Genomic DNA, 20,191 nt, shown 5'->3' with positions numbered 1-20,191 from the left:
CCCGGCTGGTGCAACGAAATCTGTTTCAGCAATGTGAAATTCTCGACCTCATTGACCCGCGACGGCAACGCTTAAAACCAAACAATTCTAGCAGGCTATCTCTTCTAAATTAGCCGGACAGAAATGAGTATATTCGTATAAATATTGTCGTTCTGGCGCAAGGTTGCTCTCGGAATTGTTGTGAAAGTGATAGCTTTCCCCGGTCTAGTGTAGTGTTATATGCATGAATGAAGGACAAAAAGGTGAAAACCATGAAAAATTGGAAACTCGGCGTCAAAATCGGAGTTGGTTTTGGGGGTCTGATTCTTATCGCCATGGCGCTCGGTGGCATGGGCGTCCTCTACATGCAAAGCGTTAAAACCACCGCAACCTCCCTGGCCGAGCAGTATATTCCGGAAACAGCCATCGCCAATGAAATCGAACGGACGTCGTTGCTCACCATGTTTGCCATGCGCGGCTATGCCTTAAGCTTCGAACAGCGCTTTCGGGATCAGGCCAAAACGGAAATCGAATTGGTGCGTCAGGCCCTGGCCCAGGCCCAGGCCCACGCCGACAAGTACCCGGCGCTGGTGCAACTCAAAACCGAGGTGGGCACGGCCAGGCAGGATGCCGACGCGTATTTCGCCCTGGCCGACGAGACGGAAAAAAACATCCGCACCCTGATTGAAAACCGTAAGGGCATGGACGCGGCCGCCGGCGATTTTATGCAGAGCGTCACGATGTTGACGGACAGCCAAAAAAAACGATTTGAGGCTGAAATTCGCGATGGTGCCAGCGAGGCCGCGCTGCTGGAGCGGCTCGGCAAACTGCTGGATATCGATGATCTCATGGATTTGGGGTCTGAGATACGGGTGCTCAATTTCAAGGCCCAGGCGCTCAGCGCCCCCGCCCTGCGGCAGCAGGCGCTCGGCCTTTTTGCCCAGGCCGAGCCCCTGCTTGAGCGGCTGGGTGCAGTCACCCGCAATGCCGGCGACAAGAAAGAACTGGGCGACGTGCGCCAGTCCCTGGCCCAGTATAAGGCGGCCATCAGTTCCTTTGACGGCACCATGACCACCTTGCAAGACCTCGATGTCAAGCGCAACAAGGCGGCGGACGGCATCCTGCACGACGCCAAAGCGATGGCCGTTGCCGGCATGGACAACACCAAGCGCCTGTCCCTGGTTGCCGTGTCCGACCTGGGCACGGCCTCCACGGCCATGCTCAGTGGACTGGCCGCAGCCCTGGCGCTGTGCATCGCGGTGGCCGTCTATCTCACCCGGGCCATTACGCGCCCCATTCGCGACAGCGCGGCCTTTGCCGACCGGGTGGCTGGCGGCGACCTCAACGGCGAACTGGCCGTGCGCCAGGAAGACGAAGTGGGCAAACTGGCCGACAGTCTGCGCATCATGGTCAAAAATCTCAAGGAACGTATTGAGGAAGCCAACGCCCGTTCTGCCGAAGCGGCCAACGAAGCCGCCAAAGCCCAGCAGGCCACGGCCCAGGCCGAACAGGCCCAGCGCGAGGCCATGGCCCAGCGCGACGCCATGATGACCGCCGCCGGCACCCTGCAGGAAGTGGCCCAGGCCACGGCTTCGGCTACGGAAGAGCTCTCAGCCCAGATCGAACAGGCCAGCCAGGGGGCTGGCATCCAGTCCCAGCGGGCGGCTGAAACCGCCACCGCCATGGAGGAAATGAATTCCACGGTCCTGGAAGTGGCCCGCAACGCCTCCCTGGCCTCGGACACTGCCGAGCAGGCCAAGTGCAAGGCCATGACCGGGAAGACCGTGGTGGCCGACGTTGTGGACGGCATCGCCGAGGTCCAGTCCCATGCCCAGGAGCTGCAGCGCGACATGGAGCAGCTTGGCGAGCGGGCCAAGGGCATCGGGGCCATTATGAACGTTATTTCCGACATCGCCGATCAGACCAATCTCCTGGCGCTCAATGCCGCCATTGAGGCGGCGCGGGCCGGCGACGCCGGGCGAGGATTCGCTGTTGTGGCTGACGAGGTGCGCAAACTGGCCGAAAAGACCATGAACGCCACCCGCGAGGTCGGGGATGCCATTGTCGGCATCCAGCAGGGGACCACGGTCAATGTGCAAAATGTCAAAAAGACCGTGGAAGTCATCGAACGGACCACGCATCTGGCCGGGCAGTCCGGCGACGCCCTCAATGAAATCGTCAGTCTGGCCGACGCCGTGGCCGGTCAGGTCCAGTCCATTGCCACCGCCTCGGAGCAGCAGTCGGCCACCAGCGAAGAGATCAACCGCAGCATCGAGGAGATCAACCGCATTTCCATGGAGTCTTCCGACGGCATGCGTCAATCCGCCCAGGCCGTCACCGAAGTAGCGACCCAGTCCGGCGTTTTGACCCAGCTCATCGGCGAGATGCGCGGCGAGGCGTCGGCCACGGCCGGCCGCGGCAAGAGCCGTGGCCGCGCGCGGGCGCTTTCGGCGTAGGGCAGGGCGGCGGCGCAAGCGCCGCGCGGCCTTCGGGAAGCAAGAGAGGACGTAAGGGCGGTACCGCGAGGGACCGCCCTTTGCCGTTTGCTTCCCGCACGGGGCCGCCTTGCCCGGCCGGGCTGCGGCAAACGGGGTGGAGGGCGGTGCGGTTGACAAGCCCGACCAGCGGTATCTATCAGCGATAGATACTGGAGGTCGCCATGCAGGAAGCCAAGCTTTTCACCAACGGGCGCAGTCAGGCGGTACGGCTGCCCAAGGAATTTCGTTTCGAAGGGGATTCGGTCTGCATCAAGCGGGTGGGCAAGGCCGTGGTGCTGCTGCCCAAGGACGCGCCCTTTGACGGTTTTTTTGAGGCGCTCACCCAGTTTGGCCCGGATTTCATGGAGGAGCGCGACCAACCCGCCGTGCAGCAGCGGGAAGCGCTGTTCTAATGGCCTATCTGCTCGATACCAATAGCTGCATCTATTTGATCAAGCACCGGCCGCCGGAAGTCCGGCAGCGGTTTGCCGAGCTGTCTTACGGCGACATGTGTCTGTCATCGATCACCGTAGCGGAACTGGAATACGGCGTCGCCAAGTCTGGCGCTCGCGAGAAGAATGCGGCGGCGTTGCAGGCCATGCTTCTACCGCTGGAAATCCTCCCCTTCGACGCCGCCGCAGCGGCCTGCTACGGCGCATTGCGAGCGGATTTGGAGCGACGCGGCGAGGTCATCGGCGGCATGGACATGCGCATCGCCGCCCAGGGCTGGCAGCCGGGCTGGTGCTGGTGACCAACAACATGCGCGAATTTACGCGGGTTTCGGGGCTGCGCTGCGAGAATTGGGTGGGCGTGGACGGGTAGTCGATTCAGAAAACATGTTGAAATGATAGAAGTGTTTAGGAGCGGAAGGCCAATTTTTATTGGCTTTGGAAACCTATTCGCATTACGGTTCGATGTTTCTTGATGAATCGATCGGGGGGTGTTCGGCGGATGAGCACCGCATTTCTCTGCGACCTGGAGATGGAGCGATTTTAGATGAGTACAAATATTTTGTATTTGCTATGTTTTTCACTTTGTATTCCTGCAGCGATTATTTTGTTGTATATTTACTCAATTTACCTCAACAAAAAAGATGTAAAATTAAAAGAGATGCTTTTTGAGGTGGCGTATCATGAAAAAAGTGTTGGCAGTGATGCTGTATTTGTTTTAGAAAAAAGTTTTGCTGCCTTGTGTTTTATGTGTATATTGCCATTGTCTGCTATCGGATTCTTGTCTTCTATATTGCTAGTTGACCATAGTTTTTGGAAGACAGCCGGGTATATGTTCGCGTTCATAATGACTATCGTTGGATCGGTGTCTGTGTTTTGTGATTATTTTCTTTCAATGATTATTATTGTGAATGGTAATATGTATATTAAATGTGTAAAAACATTATTCCGTCCGGTTATTGTCAAGCTTGACGGCGCTTATCGCTATGAGGATATTCCCGTTGGCCTGTTTGGGTTATACAGTTCAAGGTACATGGTAAGTATTTCCATGCCATCTGGATCGTATATGGTTACGAATGCCAATAATAAAAGCCAATTACGTAACACGCTTAATCATATAAACTCTGCCTTAATTGACGGCAGAGTGTGATTGCTGCTCAGGAAGATAAAATCGTTGTTATAGCAGATGGCGTCAGTTCTTAGGCGTTTTTCCCTGAAGAGTAGATACATGCATTTGTAATATCTGCGTCTAGTGTATGGCTTGAAACAGATAATGCCAGTGGTGCAATGGCGACGAAAATAGCAGCTAGTCTCATTGCCAGAAGGCGTTGCACAAAGAAATATAAAGTCAGTTCTGTATCACAGCCGCTTTGATTGGAGTATATCCCGTGCCGGACTCTCGCAAGAAGAAGTGGCGCAGCATATGCATACAAAGCAAACAGTGATTGCCCGCCTTGAGAGCGGCCGGGTCATGCCGTCTACGCGAACGCTGCAACGGTTTGCCATTGCCACTGGAACAAAGCTCAAAATCAGCTTCGATCCAGGCCCTACGATCTAAGTGAGGGCGGTTTGCCCTGGGAGAAATTAAAAGGGCGGCCCCACGCGGGACCGCCCTTTTGCTTTATTCTCTCTCCAGCGCCCGGCCCTATTCGTCGGCCATCAGCTTCTTGATGCGGTCTTTGAGCTCGCGCAATCGGGCCAGCCGCTCGCCCAGGGCGCCTTGCTTCTCTTGCTCCTTGGCCACCACTTCGGCCGGGGCGCGGGAGACGAAATCCTCGTTGCCGAGCTTTTTCTCCACAACGGTCAGTTCCTTGACCGTTTTGACTTCTTCCTTGGACAGCCGCAGATACTCCACGTCAAAATCCACAGCACCCGACAGCGGCACGTACAGGGCGCACGATCCGGCCGCGGCCGAGGCCGAGGCCTTGGGCGCAACCACCTCGGGACCGGCCTGGAAGTTCTCCAGTTTGGCCAAAAAGCTGATCATGGCCGCGTTCTCGGTCAGCGACGCCGCCTGGGCGCTCGATTCCGTATGGACCAGCGCCGTCAGCCTGACCCCGGGGTTGATATTGAGTTCCGCCCGGATATTGCGCACGCCGACCACGATGGCGCGCAACAGTTCCATGTCGGCCTCGGCCGCGTCGCTGATCAGTTCGGGCCGCAGCGGCGGGAAGGGCACCTTGGCCAGATTGGGTTCGCCAATGCCCGGCAGCTTGCTCCAGATTTCCTGGGTCACGAAAGGAATGATCGGATGCATGAGCGTCAGCGTCTCGGTCAGGACCGTTAAAAGAACGCGCTTGGCCGCGCCTTTTTTCGTCTCGTCGTCGCCGCCGAGGTCCACCTTGGCCATTTCCAGGTACCAGTCGCAAAATTCCCGCCAGAAAAAGCCGTACAGCTCCTGGGCCGCCTCGTTGAACTGATAGCCCTCGATGGCTCCGGATACGGTGATTTTGAGCCGTTCCAGACGCGAGAGGATCATGGCATGGCACAGGCCCGCCTTGGCCGCCTCGGCCGGCGAGATGTCCGGCGCGCCCTCGCCCACATGCATAAGGGCAAAGCGGGTGGCGTTCCACAGCTTGTTGATGAAATGCCGGTAGCCTTCAATGCGCTCCTCGGCCAGCTTGATGTCGCGGCCCATGGCGGCAAAGGCGCATAGCGTGAAGCGCAGGGCGTCGGTGCCGTAGCGTTCCATCATGGCCAGGGGGTCGATGCCGTTGCCAAGGGACTTGCTCATCTTGCGGCCCTCGGCGTCGCGCACCAGGGCGTGGATGTAGACATGCTTAAACGGCACTTCGCCCATGAAGTGCAGGCCCATCATCATCATGCGGGCCACCCAGAAAAAGAGGATGTCAAAGGCGGTGCTTAAAACCGTGGTGGGATAAAAAGTCTTTAACTCTTTGGTGTTATCAGGCCAGCCGAAGGTGGAAAAGGGCCACAGCGCCGAGGAGAACCAGGTATCGAGGACGTCGGGGTCTTGTTCGAGCTGGTCGCCGCCGCAGGCCGGGCAGACGGTCGGATTTTCGCGCGAAACAATCAATTCGCCGCAGGCCTGGCAGGTCCAGGCCGGAATGCGATGGCCCCACCAGATTTGCCGGGAAATGCACCAGTCGCGAATGTTGTCCAGCCAGTCGTAGTAGGTCTTGGTCCACTGGTCCGGCAGGATGGCGGTGCGGCCGTCTTCTACCGCCGCCCGGGCCGCCAGGGCCAGGGGCTTGGTTTTGACAAACCACTGCTTGGACACGAACGGCTCGATGACGGTGCGGCAGCGGTAGCACTCGCCCACATTGTGCTCGTAGTCGCGGATATCATCGAGGAGCGTCAGTTCTTTCAGATCTTCGACCACGGCCTTGCGGGCCACGGTGCGATCCATGCCGCGATATTTTTCCGGGGCGTTGTCATTGATGCGCCCGGCCTCGTCCTGGACGGCAATGGCTTCCAGGCCGTGTTTGCGACCCAGTTCAAAGTCGTTCATGTCGTGGGCCGGGGTGACCTTGAGGCAGCCCGTGCCGAATTCGCGCTCGACATAGGCGTCGGCAATGATCGGGATGCGCCGGCCAACCAGGGGCAGGATCACGTATTTGCCAACGAATTCGCGGTAGCGCTCGTCGTCGGGATGCACCGCCACGGCCGTGTCGCCCAGCAGCGTCTCGGGGCGTGTGGTGACCACGGTGACGAATTGGTCCGTGCCTTCGACGGGGTAGCGGATGTGGTAGAGCTTGCCGATGTGCGGGGCGTATTCCACTTCCAGGTCAGCCAGGGCGGTGTGGCAGCGCGGGCACCAGTTGATGATGTAGTCGCCCCGGTAAATAAGCCCTTCGTCGTAGAGGCGCACGAAGACTTCGCGCACGGCCTTGGACAGGCCTTCGTCCATGGTGAAGCGCTCGCGGCTCCAGTCAACGGAGGCGCCAAGCCGCCTGATCTGATTGAGGATCTTGCCGCCGTACTCCTCGCGCCATTTCCAGACGCGCTCGATAAAGGCCTCGCGCCCCAGTGCTTCGCGCGAAGAGCCTTCGGCGGCAAGGGAGCGTTCCACCACGTTCTGGGTGGCGATGCCGGCGTGGTCCGTGCCCGGAATCCAGAGCACCTTGCGGCCCTTCTGGCGGTGGTAGCGGCACAGGATGTCCTGGATGGTGATATTGAGGGCATGGCCCATATGCAGGGCACCGGTGACGTTGGGCGGCGGAATGACGATGGAATACGGCTCACCCGGACCGTCGGGGTCCGGGGTGAAGGTCTTTTCGTCCTGCCAGTAGGCAATCCACCGGGCCTCGACGTCGGCCGGCTCATATCCCTTGGAAAGGGCCTCGCTGGTCATTATGTGCTCCTTGGGGGTCTGCGGCGCAATGCGTCGCCAAGCGGCCCTGGATACAAAAGATCGGCCCCGATGTCACGGCCTGGACGCGGGGCGGGCCAAGCGCGGCCAAGCCCGGGGGCAGGCGCAGGGTCAGACGCGGGCCAAGCATTAGTCAGGCGCGGGTCAGGCCGGGCCGATCTCCCTGACCGTGACCGTGGCCCCGGCGATATCCCCGGTGGCCGAAAGGACCGGCGTCAGGGTCAGTCTGGCCGCAAACCGGCTGCCGTCGCGGCGCATGCGCTCGGCCGTGAAGGGTTCCACCGTCTCGCCGCGTCCGATGCGGGCCAGGGCGTCGGCCAACTGTTCCCGGAACGCCTCAGGAACCAGCATGGCCACATTGTGCCCGGTGGCCACGGCAGCGTCGTAGCCGTAAAGGACTGCGGCGGCCCGGTTCCAACTGACAATGGCTCCGGCCAGATCCAGGCCCACCACGGCCTCGGGCGAGGAATCGACCACGGCGGCCATGAAATCGCAGCGCTGGTCGGCCTTGGCCCGGGAGGTGATGTCTTCGATGGAGCAGACCACGGCGGAGATATGGCCGGCGTCGTCGAACATGGGCGAGGCGTTGATCGACAGGTGTACGGTCTGTCCGTCTGGCCGGCGGATGGTGCTGCGCATGTCGGTTGTCGGTGCGCCGGTGGCCATGACCCGCGCAAAGGATAACTCCTGCGAGGCGATAGGCTGCCCGGCGGCGTTTGTAATGGAAAAGGCCGGATCGTCAAAGGAGCGGGTCAGCAGGGTTTCCCGATCAACGCCGAAAATGTCTTCACAGCGCTGGCTGGCGTAGGTCACCTTGCCGTCCGGGTCGATGACGCCAATGGCCACCGGCGAGGTGTCGGCGATGCGGGCGATAAGGTCGCGCTCCTGGCGCAGGGCGGCTTCGCTGTCCTCGAAGGCGGTGACGTCCTCGGCCATTTTGAGGTAGCCGACGATGGCCTCGCCGGCGTCGCGGATGGGGGTGACGCAGGCCTGTTCGGAGTAGATTTCGCCGTTTTTGCGACGGTTGCGGAATCGGCCGCGCCAGACCCGGCCCTGGGTGACCTCCTCCCACAGGGCGCGGCTGACCCCGGGCGGGGTTTCGCCGGACGCCAGCATGGCGCTGCGCCGGCCCACGGCCTCCTCGGCGCTGTAGCCCGTGACCCGGGTGAATTGGTGGTTGACGTACTCGATGATGCCGTTCGGGTCGGTCATGACCACGATGCTCGGACTTTCCTGCACGGCCAGGGAGAGCTTGCGCACCTTGGCCTCGGCCATTTTAATGCCGGTGACATCGACAAAGGTCAGGACCACGCCCTTGATAACGTTGTCCACGGTGACATAGGGCAGGATGCGCAGGAACAGGCGCTTGCCCCGGGTGCTGTTCACTTCGGCCTGGAAGGGAACCAGGCTTTCCAACACCCGCCGGGCTTCGTCCACCAGACCATCGAGGTCGAAATTAAACGATACGTGGGAAAGCGGCCGGCCGATGTCGAAATCCATGAGGTTGATTTCCTCCTTGGCCGCCGTGGTGAACTTGCGCACGCACAGGTCGCGGTCCAGGAACAGCACGCCGATGCTGGTGGAGGAAAGCAGATTGTTGACGTCGTTGTTCAGATCCGTCAACTCTTGGATTTTGTTTTGGTATTCGGCATTGACCGTGATCAGTTCTTCGTTGACCGATTGCAGTTCCTCGTTGGTAGACTGCAGCTCTTCGTTGGCCGAGAGCATTTCTTCGTTGGTGGCCTGCAGTTCTTCATTGGTGGTTTCCACCTCTTCAATGGTGGCCTGCAAGTTCTCCTTGCTGTATTTGAGCTCATTCTCCAGATCGTAGATGCGCTGCCGGGCCTTGACGTCCAGATCGAAGTGTTCGGCCAGGGACTGTTCGGCTGGGGCCTCGGCTGTCCGAAAGGTCAGGGCGAACAACCGGGTACCGGTCTTGGGATCGGCAAAGGGGCGAATGGCCAGATCCAGGCGCAGGGACGCGCCGTCGTCTTCCAGGCGCACGTCCTTGTAGAGCACTTCGGCGTTTTCCCGGCTGGCTTTGTTCAGGCCCGTTTCCACGGCGATGACCAGATCCTGGCGCAGCAGCGCCGCCACATCCAGGCTGGTGCGGCCCGGGCGCAGCTTCATGTAATGGTCCACCTCGCCCATGACGTGGACCACCTCGTGGTTTTCGCCCACCACCACCGTGGGCGGCACATAGCGGGCCACCAGATCGTCAAACAGGGCATCGAGTGTCTGGGTTTCCAGATCGTCGCGCCGCCGCAGCCCGTTTAAGCGCGGTTTGCCGGGGATGCGCGGCTGGGGCGGGGAGATGGAAAAGCCTTCGAGATTGAGCGGGATGTGTTTGCCCTGGGAACGGTAGATCTTCCATTTTGGATCGATCAGATTGAAATAATTGGCAAAGCCGCCCACGGTTTCGGAACTGCCCAGGAAAAGAAAGCCGTTTTCATTGAGGGCGAAATTGAAAAAGGCCATGACCCGTTGTTGCAGCACCGGCTGGAGATAGATCAGCAGATTGCGGCAACTGAGCAGATCGATCTTATTAAACGGCGGGTCTTTGGTAATGTTGTGGGCGGCAAAAATGACCATTTCCCGGATGGGTTTGATGATCTGGTAGCCGTCCCCCCGGCGCACAAAGAATTTTTGCAGCCGTTCCCGGGACACGTCGGCGACGATATTTTCCGGGTACTGGCCGTTGCTGGCAAACTCCAACGCGTTACGGTCGATGTCCGTGGCAAAGATCTTGATGTCGCGGATCTCGCCCAGGGCCTCCATGTATTCCCGCAGCAGGATGGCCAAAGAATAGGGCTCCTCGCCGGTGGAACAGCCCGTGGTCCAGATGCGGATGGTGCTGCGGCGTTCCTTGAAAATTTCCGGCAGCCGCCGCGTCAAAGCGGCAAAGGCCTCGGGATCGCGGAAAAAGTTCGTCACCCCGATGAGCAGATCCTTGTACAGGGCCGTCACTTCCTCGGGCGTCTGGTGCAGGTGGGCGACGTAATCCGACAGGCCGTCGATATGATTGATGGTGAGCCGGCGTTCCACCCGGCGCAACACCGTGGACTGCTTGTACAGGGCAAAATCGACGCCGGTGTGCTGCTTGAGCGCCAGATAGATCTGGCGCAGCCGGTCGTCGTCCTCGGGCAGCCCGGAGTGGCCTTGCAGCTTGTCCCGGATGACCGGATGGCGCAGGTAATTGAGCAGTTCCTCGGGCATGCGCGCCGGCGGCAGGATGCAATCGGCCACTCCGGTGGCAATGGCGTTTCGCGGCATGCCGTCGAATTTGGCCGAGTCCACGTCCTGGACCATGACCATGCCGCCTTCCTGCTTGATGGCCCGGATGCCCCGCGACCCGTCCGAGCCGGTGCCGGACAGGATGATGGCCACGGCCTTGTCCCCGCTGTCCTCGGCCAGGGAATTAAAGAACACGTCGATGGGGTAGTTGGGCACGGGCCGGTCTTCCCGGGCGGCCAGATGGAGGTGGCCGCCTGAAGCGGTCATGACCGTCTTGGGCGGGATCAGGTAGATGGTGTCAGGGGCCAGCGGGGCGTTTTCCTCGGCCTGGCAGACCCGCATGGGGGTGTGTTTGGAGAGCAGCTCCACCATGAGGCTTTTGTGGTCCGGGGAGAGATGCTGCACCACCACGAAGCTGGCCCCGCAGTCGCCGGGCATGGCCGAGAAAAATTGCTCCAGGGCCTCAAATCCGCCGGCCGAAGCCCCGATGCCGATGACGAAATGCGGTGGCGGACCCGACTGGGGCGCTGCCTCCGGCGACGGGACCAGGGTGTCGGGGGTCTCTCCCTGGGGCGCGTTGCTGGAATCGTGTGCGGCAGGGGCACCAGGGGCGTCTGGGCTGTCTGGGGCGTCTGGGGTAGCGGCATCGTTTGTCATGGGGGCCTCGGCTGGCGTTGCACGCCAGAAATGAAAGTAGAACCCTGCACAATTAAAACGGCGCGGTTTGAAATACAAGGAGCTTCTTGCCGCCGGCCGGTCATGGCTGTAGGAAATGGGCATGGCCGCGTCATTTGCCGTGTTGTGGGATCATTCCCACCTGTGGGGGCTGCTCCTGTGCCGGGGGCTGGCCGCCCTTGGCGTTCCCTTTGTCCCGGTGACCTGCGCCGCCGTGGCCGCCGGCGCCCTGGCCGGTCTTGCCCCGCCGGCGCTTTTGGTGCCGGGCGGCTTTGCCCGGCGCAAATTTGCCGCCCTGGGCCCGGCCGGCGTGGCGGCCGTGCGGGCCTACGTGGCCGGTGGCGGGGCCTATTTCGGCGTGTGCGGCGGGTCCGGGCTGGCGCTCACCCACAGCGACGGGCTGGGGCTGTGCCCCTGGACCCGGCGGCCCTTTGCCGACCGCCTGGAGCATCTGGTCAGCGGCCATGTGCGCCTGGCCCTGGCGGCCGACTCACCTTATGCGCCGGCTGATGCGCCCCGGGATATGGAAGCGCCGGTATGGTGGCCGGCCGGGTTTGTGCCGCCGCCCCATGGGGACGGGGTGGAACCCCCGGTTGCCGTGGTGGCGTCCTACGCCGGGGCCGGGGCCGATCTCATGCTGGCCGACATCGCCCTGGGGGCCATGCCGGAGACGCTGCTCACCGCCTGCCAGGAACGCTTCGGCGTCACCCTTACCCCGGATTTTTTAAGCGGCGGGGCCTGCGTCATTGCCGGCCGCTTCGGCCAGGGGCGCTACGTCCTGTCGCACGCCCACCTGGAAACGCCGGCTTCGCCCCGGGCCAATGCCTGGCTGGCCCATCTGCTGCGGCTTTTCGCCCCGGACAGCGAACCATCAGCCACGGCAGTGCCGGCCTGGGAACCGGCCGGCGAACCCGAACAGTTCGCCGACCCGCATCTGGGCGCCGCCCGGCGCGACCTTGATTCGGTCATCGCCGCCGGGCTTGAATCCCGACTGTTGGTGCAGCGCAATCCCTGGCTACTGGGCTGGCGGCCGGGCATGCCCGGCTTTTCCCTGTCCAATCTGGCCGCCATGCTGGCCGGGGCGGCGGCGCTGCCCCCCACCGAAGCGGGGTTGGCCTACTGGCGCGAGGCCGGCCCGGAGTTTTCCACCCGGCTGGCGGCCTTCGCCCGGCGGCTGGAAACCTTTTTCCCGGCCCAGCGCCTGGAAATCACCCTGTCGCTGGTGGAACGCCGGGCCGGGACCGAGCCGAATCTGGCGGCCGAGCGGCGCGAACTGTTCGGCGCGTCCCCGGGCGGCGGCGGGCTGTGCGGCGAACTGGCCCAGCGCCTCGACGGCCTGCTGCTGCGCCTGCTTGCCTGAGCTGAAAAGGCCTTTGGCGGCCAAAGGGGCTGCCCCCCCTTGGAATCCCCACCGGGTGCCCTCCCGGCCGCGCGGGCCATCCTATCGGCCAAGGGCCTTGGGGCCGCCGGCCGTGTCGCTGGCTTCGCGTTCCATGGTGTGGATGAGTTCCTGCAAGGCGGCGGCTTCGGCGTCCAGATCGGCCACGGCCCGGGCGGCCTCGTTCATGGAGCGGCTGGTTTCCGCTGAGATGCCGTTTATTTCCTCAATGGACCGGCTGATCTCTTCGGTGGCCGAGGACTGCTCTTCCGTGGCCGTGGCAATGGCCCGGACCTGATCCGAGGCTGAATCCACCATACCCACGATCTCGCCCAGGGATTCGCCGGATTCCCGGGACTTGGCGGTGGCCTCGGCAATGCCGGTCACGGCCATCTCTACATGGCCGATATTGACCTTGGTGTTTTGCTGGATGCCGTGGATGGCTGCGCTGACCTCGCGGGTGGCGGTCATGGTTTTTTCGGCGAGCTTGCGCACCTCGTCGGCCACCACGGCAAAGCCGCGCCCGGCTTCGCCGGCCCGGGCCGCCTCGATGGCAGCGTTGAGCGCCAGCAGATTGGTCTGGTCGGCAATGTCGTTGATGACCCCGATGATGGCCCCGATGCCGGTGGCCTGCTCGCCGAGCGCCCCCATGCCGGTTTTGAGGGTCAACGCCTGCTCGCGCACCGCGTCGATGCGGGCCACGGCCTCGGCGACTATGGCGGCCCCGCGCTCGGCCCGGCCCTTGGCTTCGTCGGACGTGACGGCGGCCTGGGAGGCGTTTTGCGCCACTTCCAGGACCGTGGCGTTCATCTCTTCCATGGCCGTGGCTGTTTCGGCCACCCGGCGCGACTGGATTTCCGAGCCGTTTTGCGACTGCTCGATCTGGGCGCGCAGGGAACCCGCCGCCTCATTGATCCCGGTCACCACCGAGCCAAGTCGCGTGACGGCGTCCAGGATGCCGTCGCGCCGGGCCGTTTCGCCCTGGCGCTTGGCTTCTTCCGCCGCCTCCATGGCCACGGTGGCCCGCTCGGACTCCTGCCTGGCACTTTCCGTGGCGGCCACGGCCTCGGTGATCTTTTCAATCAAGGTGGCCACCATGCGGCGCAGGGAGTCGGCCAGATCGCCCACCTCGTCGCGGCTGGCCACGCTGAGCTTCTCCGAGAGGCGGCCGGCAGCCACGGCCCCGGAATAGGCGGCCAGGGCCAGGATGGGGCGGGTAAAGGCCTTGGAGGCCAGATAGCCGAGCAGCCCAAGGAGCAGGACGGTGCCCAGGGCGCACAAGGCGGCGTTGCGGTTGACCGCTGCAAGGGCCGCCGTCAACATGTTTTTATCCTTGCCGATAAAGGCAATACCCATGGGCTTGCCGGCAGCGTCCAAAAGCGGCCAGTAGGCGGCGATGTAAGGCTTTTCAAAAAGCGTGATGTTTTTGATGACCGTCTTGCCCTGGCCAAGGACCGAGGCGAGGATTTCCTGGTCGGTGATGCTGGTGCCGATAACCCGGGACGCGCCGCTGCGGATGGTGGAGGAGACCCGGATCGCTCCCGAAAACAGCGTCGCTTCGGCTCCCAGCATGGTTTTAAAGCTGTCCACCAGCGTATCTTTGGCGGCCAGATCGGCACCGACCAGCACGCTGCCAACGATCTGGCCGTCTTTTCGCACCGGCGCACTGGCAAGAAGCGGCAATCGATTGCCGGGGACAGCGGCAAAACCTTCGCTCTCCCGACCGGCGGCCGTGTCCGCCGCTCTGGCCCGAACCACCGGCTCGAGGTCGGAAATCTCGCCGGCAGTTGCCAGCACTGTACCGGCGGCGTCGGTAAATATGACGAATCCGGCCTGTCCGACGCCGACAAGATCATGGCCGAGACGGGCAAGCAGGGCTTTGTCAGCTCCGGCCAGGCCGTTTATAACGTTGGGCCGCACCGCCTGCCCTCGGGCCAGTTGCCCGTACTGGGTGTGCAGGCGGGCGATGCCGTCTGTGCCGACATTGTAAAAAGCCTTGATACTCTCGTCATACTCTTTGGAAAAACCGGCTTCAAAGGCAAACCGGCCAGCGAAGAGGATGCTTAGACAGGAAATTATAACAGATGAAATGATTAAAACGATGATTTTGGCTGTTATTCCAATACGCATGAAAGGGCTCCATTAGGTGTGGTCGTATTATTTATAGCTACGGACGCAGCTTGTTGTTTTTCGAAGCATAAAGCGTGCAGAGTCTACAAAAGAGCCTCAGGCTAACTAATATAGCATTAGAAAGTCAGTTGGTCAATAATTGTCCAAAATGGTTCTCGCTTGCCAAGAGCAGCCCTGGTGCCTCCAGCATTGCGGCAGGCGGATTGCGTGGACCCGAGGCTAGTGTGACAGTTTGAGTGTGACCACGCCGGCCACGATCAGCCCGACTCCGAGGAGGCGGGGCAGGCTGGCCGGGTCACCGTAAAGCGTCAGTCCTACGAGAAAGGCCCCGGCTGCGCCGATACCGGTCCAGACGGCATAGGCCGTGCCCATGGGGATTTCGCGCTGGGCCAGATACAACAACACGCCGCTGGCCGCCATGCAGACCACGGCCAGGATGGTGCCGACAAGGCCCCGGCCGGGCGTCTGGGCCAGCTTGAGGCCAACCGGCCAGCCGACTTCGAACAGTCCGGCCACGACGAGAAAAATCCACGCCATACCCATGATTCCCTCCGGGGAGCGCCAGTGCCGCGATCGGATTGGAGTGTCTATGCCCTGGCCGGCAACAGATACCGCATGTCTTCGCCGACTCCGGCAAAATGCAGAAAATGGGCCTCGTCGGCTGCCGTGCCCAGGCAGGCGGCCTTGAGCCGGGCCAGCAGTTCGGGCCGGTCCCGGTAGGCGGCCAAAAAGGCCGGTTCCATCAAAAAAGGGTAGTGGAGAATGAGGGTCGTGGCCCACAGGGCGTTGAAGCGGGGATCGAGCCAGCGCACCGGCCCCGCGCGCAGCAGATGGTAGGACAGGGGCCGCATTTCATAGAGCATGTCCCGGCTGTCCGGCCGGCGTTCCTCGGCGTAGGCCGCGGCCATGGCCGGTCCGTGGACCTCGGGGGCCAGGACCATCACCCCGGTCTGGACCACCGCGTCCGGGCCGTCCGCAAACCCGTAATGGCGGTAAAAAGCCTGCGGCGTGGCATCTTCCGGGCTGGCGAGACCCTGTCCGGCCAGATAGCGTCGGGTTTTGGCCTGGGCGCTCGCGTAGGCCTCGGGGGTGGGGCTGGAAAACTGCTCCACGGCCCCTAAAATGCCCGGCGGCACGGTGTCAAAGATGTTGGGGGCGTTGGGACGGATGACGATGTCGGCGTCGAGCCACAAGACCTGATCGCAGGCGCGCAGCCTGGGATTCTTAAAAAGCAGGCATTTTTGCCAGGCCGGACTGCGGCTGCGGCCCAGTTCGGAATCGTCGATGAGCCGGTCCAAAACGACCAGGGACAGCCCGTGGGCTTTGGCATAGGCACGAAAGCTTTCTGCGGCGTGGGTGGCAAAGCGTTGGCGGCAGGGTTCGCCAACCACCAGGGTGGCCAGGGCGCGTTTCATGCGGTCCAGCCTAGCCCAGCTGCATCGGCCGGGCAAGAGACGCGGGTGTCCCGCGAAAGGGGGCCGCGAGAGTTAGTGGGCCAGGAGCGGGTCGTTTATGAGACCGAGGGAGGTCAGTTTGGCGAGCAGGGTTTCGCGACGCAGGGGTTTGGGCAGATAGGCGTCGGCCCGGCCGTGGAAGAAGGATTCGCTGACGTTCCGGGTGTCGGTGAGCACGGAGATCATGAGGAGTTTGAAGGGTTCGATGGTGTGGGCGTGGTTTTCTTCCATGCGGCGCAGGGCCTGGACCACTTCGTTGCCATCGATGCCGGGCAGCAGGATATCCATGAAAACGGCGGTGAAAGGGCGATTCTCTTCCAGGGCGGCCTCGAAGGCCAGGATGGCTTCCGGGCCGCTGCCGACCGTGAGACATTCGGCATAGGCGGACAGCAGGGTTCGCAAGAAGAGAATGATGCTTTCATCGTCGTCCACGATCAGAAAGCGCATCAGCCGGCTCCGGGGTTGTCGGGTTGCAAGGCAAGGCCTGGGGCCGTGCTGGTTAAAAAGCGTACGGCGTTTTCACTCGGGAGGCAAGGCGGGTGCTGCGATAAACACGACAGCAAGGGTGTCAAAATAGGCGGCCAGCGTTTTGAGATGGCTGGCGGCCAGGGGCATGTCGTTTTGGAGGACGGCCGTTTCGATCTCGCGGGCGATGGCAGCGGCGGCCGGCAGTTCGTAGGTGGCCGTCGCACCTTTGAGGCTGTGGGCGAGCCGGTGGGCGGTTTGGGCGTCGCCGGCGGCGATGGCCTGGCCCAGGTTGTGGCGCTGGCGGCTCTGGAGCGCGAGGAACTGGGCAAAGATGGGCTCAAGTGTCTGACTGACGTGGGCCACCAGGCGCGACTGGTCAGGACATTGGGGCATAGCCGTCTCCGGTTCAGAGTTCGCTTGACGGCGACGCGGCAGGCCTTTAGTTTCCGCCCGTGCGCCCGTGGCTCAGCTGGATAGAGCATCGGACTTCGAATCCGACGGTCGGGCGTTCGAATCGCTCCGGGCGCACCAGTAAAATCAGTATGTTATATGTTTTTTGAAGCTACGCTGTCTTCCACCTGCTTTCTTCCCCAGCGGTATCCCCCACACAGAAGCTCAAAACCACGCGAAAGAAATATGAAAAGCGCCTTCTCCCGGCAAGCGCCGGGGTGAAAGCCTAGTTCTTTTTCTGTGTGGCCCTGGCTTCCTCGATTAGCCTCGCCAAGGCGTCGGCTTCGTCGTCGTCCGGTTCCCCTATTCGGTAGGCTTCGAGCTGGCTGATGTCCACATTGGCACGGAGGGCTTCTCTCAGAGCTGGATCGTCAAATTCTGCCTGTATAAACAATTCATTGCTGACGACTGTGCTTCCGATGCGTGCCCCCATGAGGTATGCACCCGTGAGGTACGCCCTCGCGAAGTTTGCCCCCTTGAGGTTCGCCCGCTCAAGGTTCGCCCCCTCAAGGTCCGCACTCGCGAAGCTCGCCCCCTTGAGGTTCGCCTCCCCGAGGACCGCCCCCATGAGATTCGCCCGCCAGAGGTCCGCACTCACGAGGTTCGCCCCCTCAAGGTTCGCCCCCATGAGGTTCGCCCCCATGAGGTTCGCCCCCATGAGGTTCGCCTCCATGAGGTCCACCTCCTTGAGGTTTGCTGAATGAAGATTAACCCCTGCCAACTCCTGTTGCTTTAGTTCCAAATGTGCCAATCCCTTACGGGCCAGGGTTGGGCCGGCGGCAGGCTCCAGCCAAGACAGCCATTCCCGAAGGCTCTTCGGCGTGGGCCACACTATCGCAGAGATGGTCCCGGTCCGACTGGCGCAGGCGCAGTGCACGGCCAGGAGAGCGGCTTCAGCATTGCGCGCCTGTTGGCACTGGGCCTTGAAAGACAAGCCTTCGGGACGCGGTCCCATAGGCATGCCCTGGTCCAGGACAATGCCTATGAGCCGGGCACAGAGCTGTTGCCACTGTCTGACAGCCCCCAAGGGCTCCTCGGCAACCAACTCATAGATAAAGCTGTACAGGTACTCATCCATGGGCTGAGGGGCACACAGGGTGAGCCAATCCTGCAAGGCTGTTTCCAGGCTCCAGGTTGACCGCATGCTGTTCGCACTGCGTCGGGATTCTTCGTACAGTTCGGCCAGGATTGCCACGATATGCCGGGCCGTCAGGTATTCGCCAAAGCTCTTGTGGGTGAATTCAAACGTCTCGCTTTCACCTCGCTGCATGGCCTGACGAAAATAAAACGCCGTCAAGAGGCGCATGAGTCCCTTGTCCACCCCGGCCAGGACGCGTTCCAACAACGGTTCTGCTTGGGAGCCGTGACAGTGGGCCTTGATTTCGCCCAGACTGGCCGTACGCCCGTCGCCATGCCAGATGGCCACAGCGATCTTTTCCAGAACGAAGGAAAATTCTTCTGACTTCAATGCTCCCAGGGGGAAATGCGCTTTATTGTAATCACGATCATAAACGCCGCTCAAGAGCCGGTTGTAGATGGGAGCCCGGCTGGCCTCTGTGATCGCCTTGGGGTTCTGGGTATAGATTACAGCCAGCAGATAGTTGAGCAGCGGCTGTCCACTCATTTCCCGAAGACGAGCATGCAGGAACGGCTTGGGCACGCTGTCGAAGCCATGGCCGCTGGCTTGGCCGTACTTGCGCCACCAATCGCTGCGCTGGTCCTCTTCAAGCAGATTTTCAGGATCACTCGGATTGGGCGTCTCCTTCTTTCCGTCAATCCAGTACGGCAGGAGATGCAAAGAAGTCGTTTCAAGGTGCAATGCCTGCTCCACGGCCTGGACGGCCAGATCACGGCCGGTTATCAGGCACCGTACGCACAGCGTGTCATAGTTGGCGATGCCGACAGCGCTTCTCACTTCATCCAGCAACTGCTTGGCTGCTTCTGCCCCACTTCGCCCCTGCATGCTCAATTCGTCCAACCCGTCCAGGATGAGCAGAAGCGGTTTGTCGCGTTCTTCCATCGGATTGAACGGGAGCAGGCCGCTTCCCTGCAAAAATTCCCCTATCATCTGCTTGAGATCCTTGCTTGGGTCTTTCTGTGCCAAGGGCACAAAAAGAAGACGTTGCTCGTTCCCGGCGAGATCCGCTGCAAGCATCTTGACGAAAGACGATTTACCGCTGCCGGGTCCGCCGCAGATAAGCCGAATGGCATCGTCTTTGTCATTCTTGCCCAGCCAATCGTGCACGGCCCGATGCAGTTTTACTATATGCTGGGTAGCTATGCTCTTTTTGTCGTCCAAGCCGCGACGGAAAATGTCCCTTGCTTGCTCGCACTCCCCATCCGGGCACGTCTTAGTGACAAAGTAGGCCCGCAATGGAACGTAGACCGCGTCCAACCCAAAAGGTTCGGCCATCATCGGCAGTTGCACTTGCCGGCGTAGATGCGCCCAGTAACGCTCCCAGGCCAAGGCTTCGTCGAATGGCGTCTCCAGGCCCTGAAGTAATGGGGCGTAATCATTGGCTTTAGATTTCCATTCATCATAAACAGCATAGACAAAATAGCGTTCAAAGCGGTTGGCGATCGCTTGGGTTTGAGGCCGAGTCAGCCCCAGGTTATCAAGCCAATAGGCAAGGACCTCAGCAATGGCAGCAATAGGGAGCGGCTTGGCAGGGTCTTTGAAAAAATGTCTGTCGATTTCAAGTGGCTCAGCAGTCAATCGCTGTTCCAGCATGGTGACAAGGGCTTCAGGCTCGGACTGCGTCAGTGTCGCATTTAATGCGGCCATAGTGGGCTGGGTATCCCCCTTGCTTTCCTCTCGCACTGCCTCCCGTACCAACTCAAAAGCGGCTTGACTTGCCGCAGTAAAGATGAGCTTGCTTGCCAACCGATCTGGCGTTGTTTTCAAGCCAAACGAAGCCACGAGATCTACAATATTCTCACCCATTTTAGCCAAGGCGGCTGGATTGGGCTGTCCAGCAGCCATACTGAATCCAACAGGGATACCGTTTAGCACTGCCTTGGCGAGAGCAGTAGCGAACTTCTTTCGGTCAAATGTGATAGTTTTGCGCTGCACGGAAGCGGGGTCCGAAACTTCCAACGTACCTCTGTTAATCATGCCCACTCTCCAGTTGCGCGCGTGGAATTGTCCAGCCACCTTCGGCATT

Annotated in this window: 14 protein-coding genes and 1 tRNA gene; 7 read left to right on the top strand and 8 right to left on the bottom strand. The window is 61.3% G+C overall.

The window, feature by feature from the left end:
- The first annotated feature begins 251 nt into the window (after nt 1–251).
- The 5 genes from GTA51_RS16375 to GTA51_RS21515 all read left to right on the top strand — a co-directional run bounded on the left by GTA51_RS16375 (nt 252) and on the right by GTA51_RS21515 (nt 4,463).
- On the top strand, nt 252–2,435 hold the full coding sequence (locus GTA51_RS16375; RefSeq protein WP_160962943.1) for a HAMP domain-containing methyl-accepting chemotaxis protein: 2,184 nt from the start codon (nt 252–254) through the stop codon (nt 2,433–2,435).
- Between the two features lie 203 nt (nt 2,436–2,638).
- Nucleotides 2,639–2,869 (top strand): type II toxin-antitoxin system antitoxin VapB, encoded by a 231-nt coding sequence (gene vapB, locus GTA51_RS16370; RefSeq protein ID WP_160962941.1) that lies wholly within the window; start codon nt 2,639–2,641, stop codon nt 2,867–2,869.
- Nucleotides 2,869–3,207 carry a type II toxin-antitoxin system VapC family toxin gene (locus tag GTA51_RS16365; protein ID WP_246198185.1) on the top strand — a complete coding sequence of 113 codons (339 nt, stop codon included), beginning with the start codon at nt 2,869–2,871 and terminating at the stop codon, nt 3,205–3,207. Before vapB ends, GTA51_RS16365 begins: the two co-directional genes overlap by 1 nt.
- A 245-nt stretch (nt 3,208–3,452) precedes the next feature.
- Entirely contained in the window at nt 3,453–4,055 is a 603-nt protein-coding gene (locus GTA51_RS16360) for a hypothetical protein (protein ID WP_160962939.1), read from the top strand.
- 165 nt (nt 4,056–4,220) lie between these two features.
- The gene (locus GTA51_RS21515; RefSeq protein ID WP_211922624.1) at nt 4,221–4,463 is read left to right on the top strand and encodes a helix-turn-helix domain-containing protein; all 243 of its coding nucleotides are present in this window, start codon (nt 4,221–4,223) and stop codon (nt 4,461–4,463) included.
- Between the two features lie 87 nt (nt 4,464–4,550).
- Here GTA51_RS21515 and GTA51_RS16350 read toward each other — a convergent pair whose 3' ends face one another.
- Nucleotides 4,551–7,220: a valine--tRNA ligase gene (locus tag GTA51_RS16350; protein WP_160962937.1), complete on the bottom strand. Its 2,670-nt coding sequence runs from the start codon at nt 7,218–7,220 to the stop codon at nt 4,551–4,553.
- A gap of 162 nt (nt 7,221–7,382) precedes the next feature.
- Nucleotides 7,383–11,129 (bottom strand): chemotaxis protein CheB, encoded by a 3,747-nt coding sequence (locus GTA51_RS16345; protein WP_160962935.1) that lies wholly within the window; start codon nt 11,127–11,129, stop codon nt 7,383–7,385.
- Between the two features lie 121 nt (nt 11,130–11,250).
- On the opposite strand from GTA51_RS16345, the gene GTA51_RS16340 reads away from it, so the two are divergent.
- A complete protein-coding gene (locus GTA51_RS16340; protein ID WP_160962933.1) occupies nt 11,251–12,507 on the top strand; it encodes a hypothetical protein in 1,257 nt (418 codons plus the stop codon).
- Nucleotides 12,508–12,588: 81 nt separating this feature from the next.
- Here the strand turns inward: GTA51_RS16340 and GTA51_RS16335 are convergent, their stop codons facing one another.
- The 5 genes from GTA51_RS16335 to GTA51_RS16315 all read right to left on the bottom strand — a co-directional run bounded on the left by GTA51_RS16335 (nt 12,589) and on the right by GTA51_RS16315 (nt 16,970).
- Nucleotides 12,589–14,655, bottom strand: coding sequence for a methyl-accepting chemotaxis protein (locus tag GTA51_RS16335; RefSeq protein WP_160962931.1), 2,067 nt, complete (start codon nt 14,653–14,655; stop codon nt 12,589–12,591).
- 219 nt (nt 14,656–14,874) lie between these two features.
- A complete protein-coding gene (locus GTA51_RS16330) occupies nt 14,875–15,192 on the bottom strand; it encodes a DMT family transporter (RefSeq protein WP_160962945.1) in 318 nt (105 codons plus the stop codon).
- A 50-nt stretch (nt 15,193–15,242) separates the two neighbouring features.
- On the bottom strand, nt 15,243–16,070 hold the full coding sequence (locus GTA51_RS16325) for a hypothetical protein (RefSeq protein WP_160962929.1): 828 nt from the start codon (nt 16,068–16,070) through the stop codon (nt 15,243–15,245).
- A 72-nt stretch (nt 16,071–16,142) separates the two neighbouring features.
- On the bottom strand, nt 16,143–16,556 hold the full coding sequence (locus GTA51_RS16320) for a response regulator (protein ID WP_160962927.1): 414 nt from the start codon (nt 16,554–16,556) through the stop codon (nt 16,143–16,145).
- A gap of 72 nt (nt 16,557–16,628) precedes the next feature.
- Nucleotides 16,629–16,970, bottom strand: coding sequence for an Hpt domain-containing protein (locus GTA51_RS16315; RefSeq protein WP_160962925.1), 342 nt, complete (start codon nt 16,968–16,970; stop codon nt 16,629–16,631).
- A 61-nt stretch (nt 16,971–17,031) separates the two neighbouring features.
- Here GTA51_RS16315 and GTA51_RS16310 point away from each other — a divergent pair.
- Nucleotides 17,032–17,108 (top strand) — tRNA-Arg (locus tag GTA51_RS16310).
- A 145-nt stretch (nt 17,109–17,253) separates the two neighbouring features.
- Here the strand turns inward: GTA51_RS16310 and GTA51_RS16305 are convergent.
- A complete protein-coding gene (locus tag GTA51_RS16305) occupies nt 17,254–20,142 on the bottom strand; it encodes a pentapeptide repeat-containing protein (RefSeq protein ID WP_160962923.1) in 2,889 nt (962 codons plus the stop codon).
- Nucleotides 20,143–20,191 lie beyond the last annotated feature (49 nt).

Source organism: Solidesulfovibrio aerotolerans (assembly GCF_009856865.1).
GTDB classification, from domain to species: domain Bacteria; phylum Desulfobacterota; class Desulfovibrionia; order Desulfovibrionales; family Desulfovibrionaceae; genus Solidesulfovibrio; species Solidesulfovibrio aerotolerans.
This window is presented reverse-complemented; position numbering and strand designations above follow the sequence as displayed.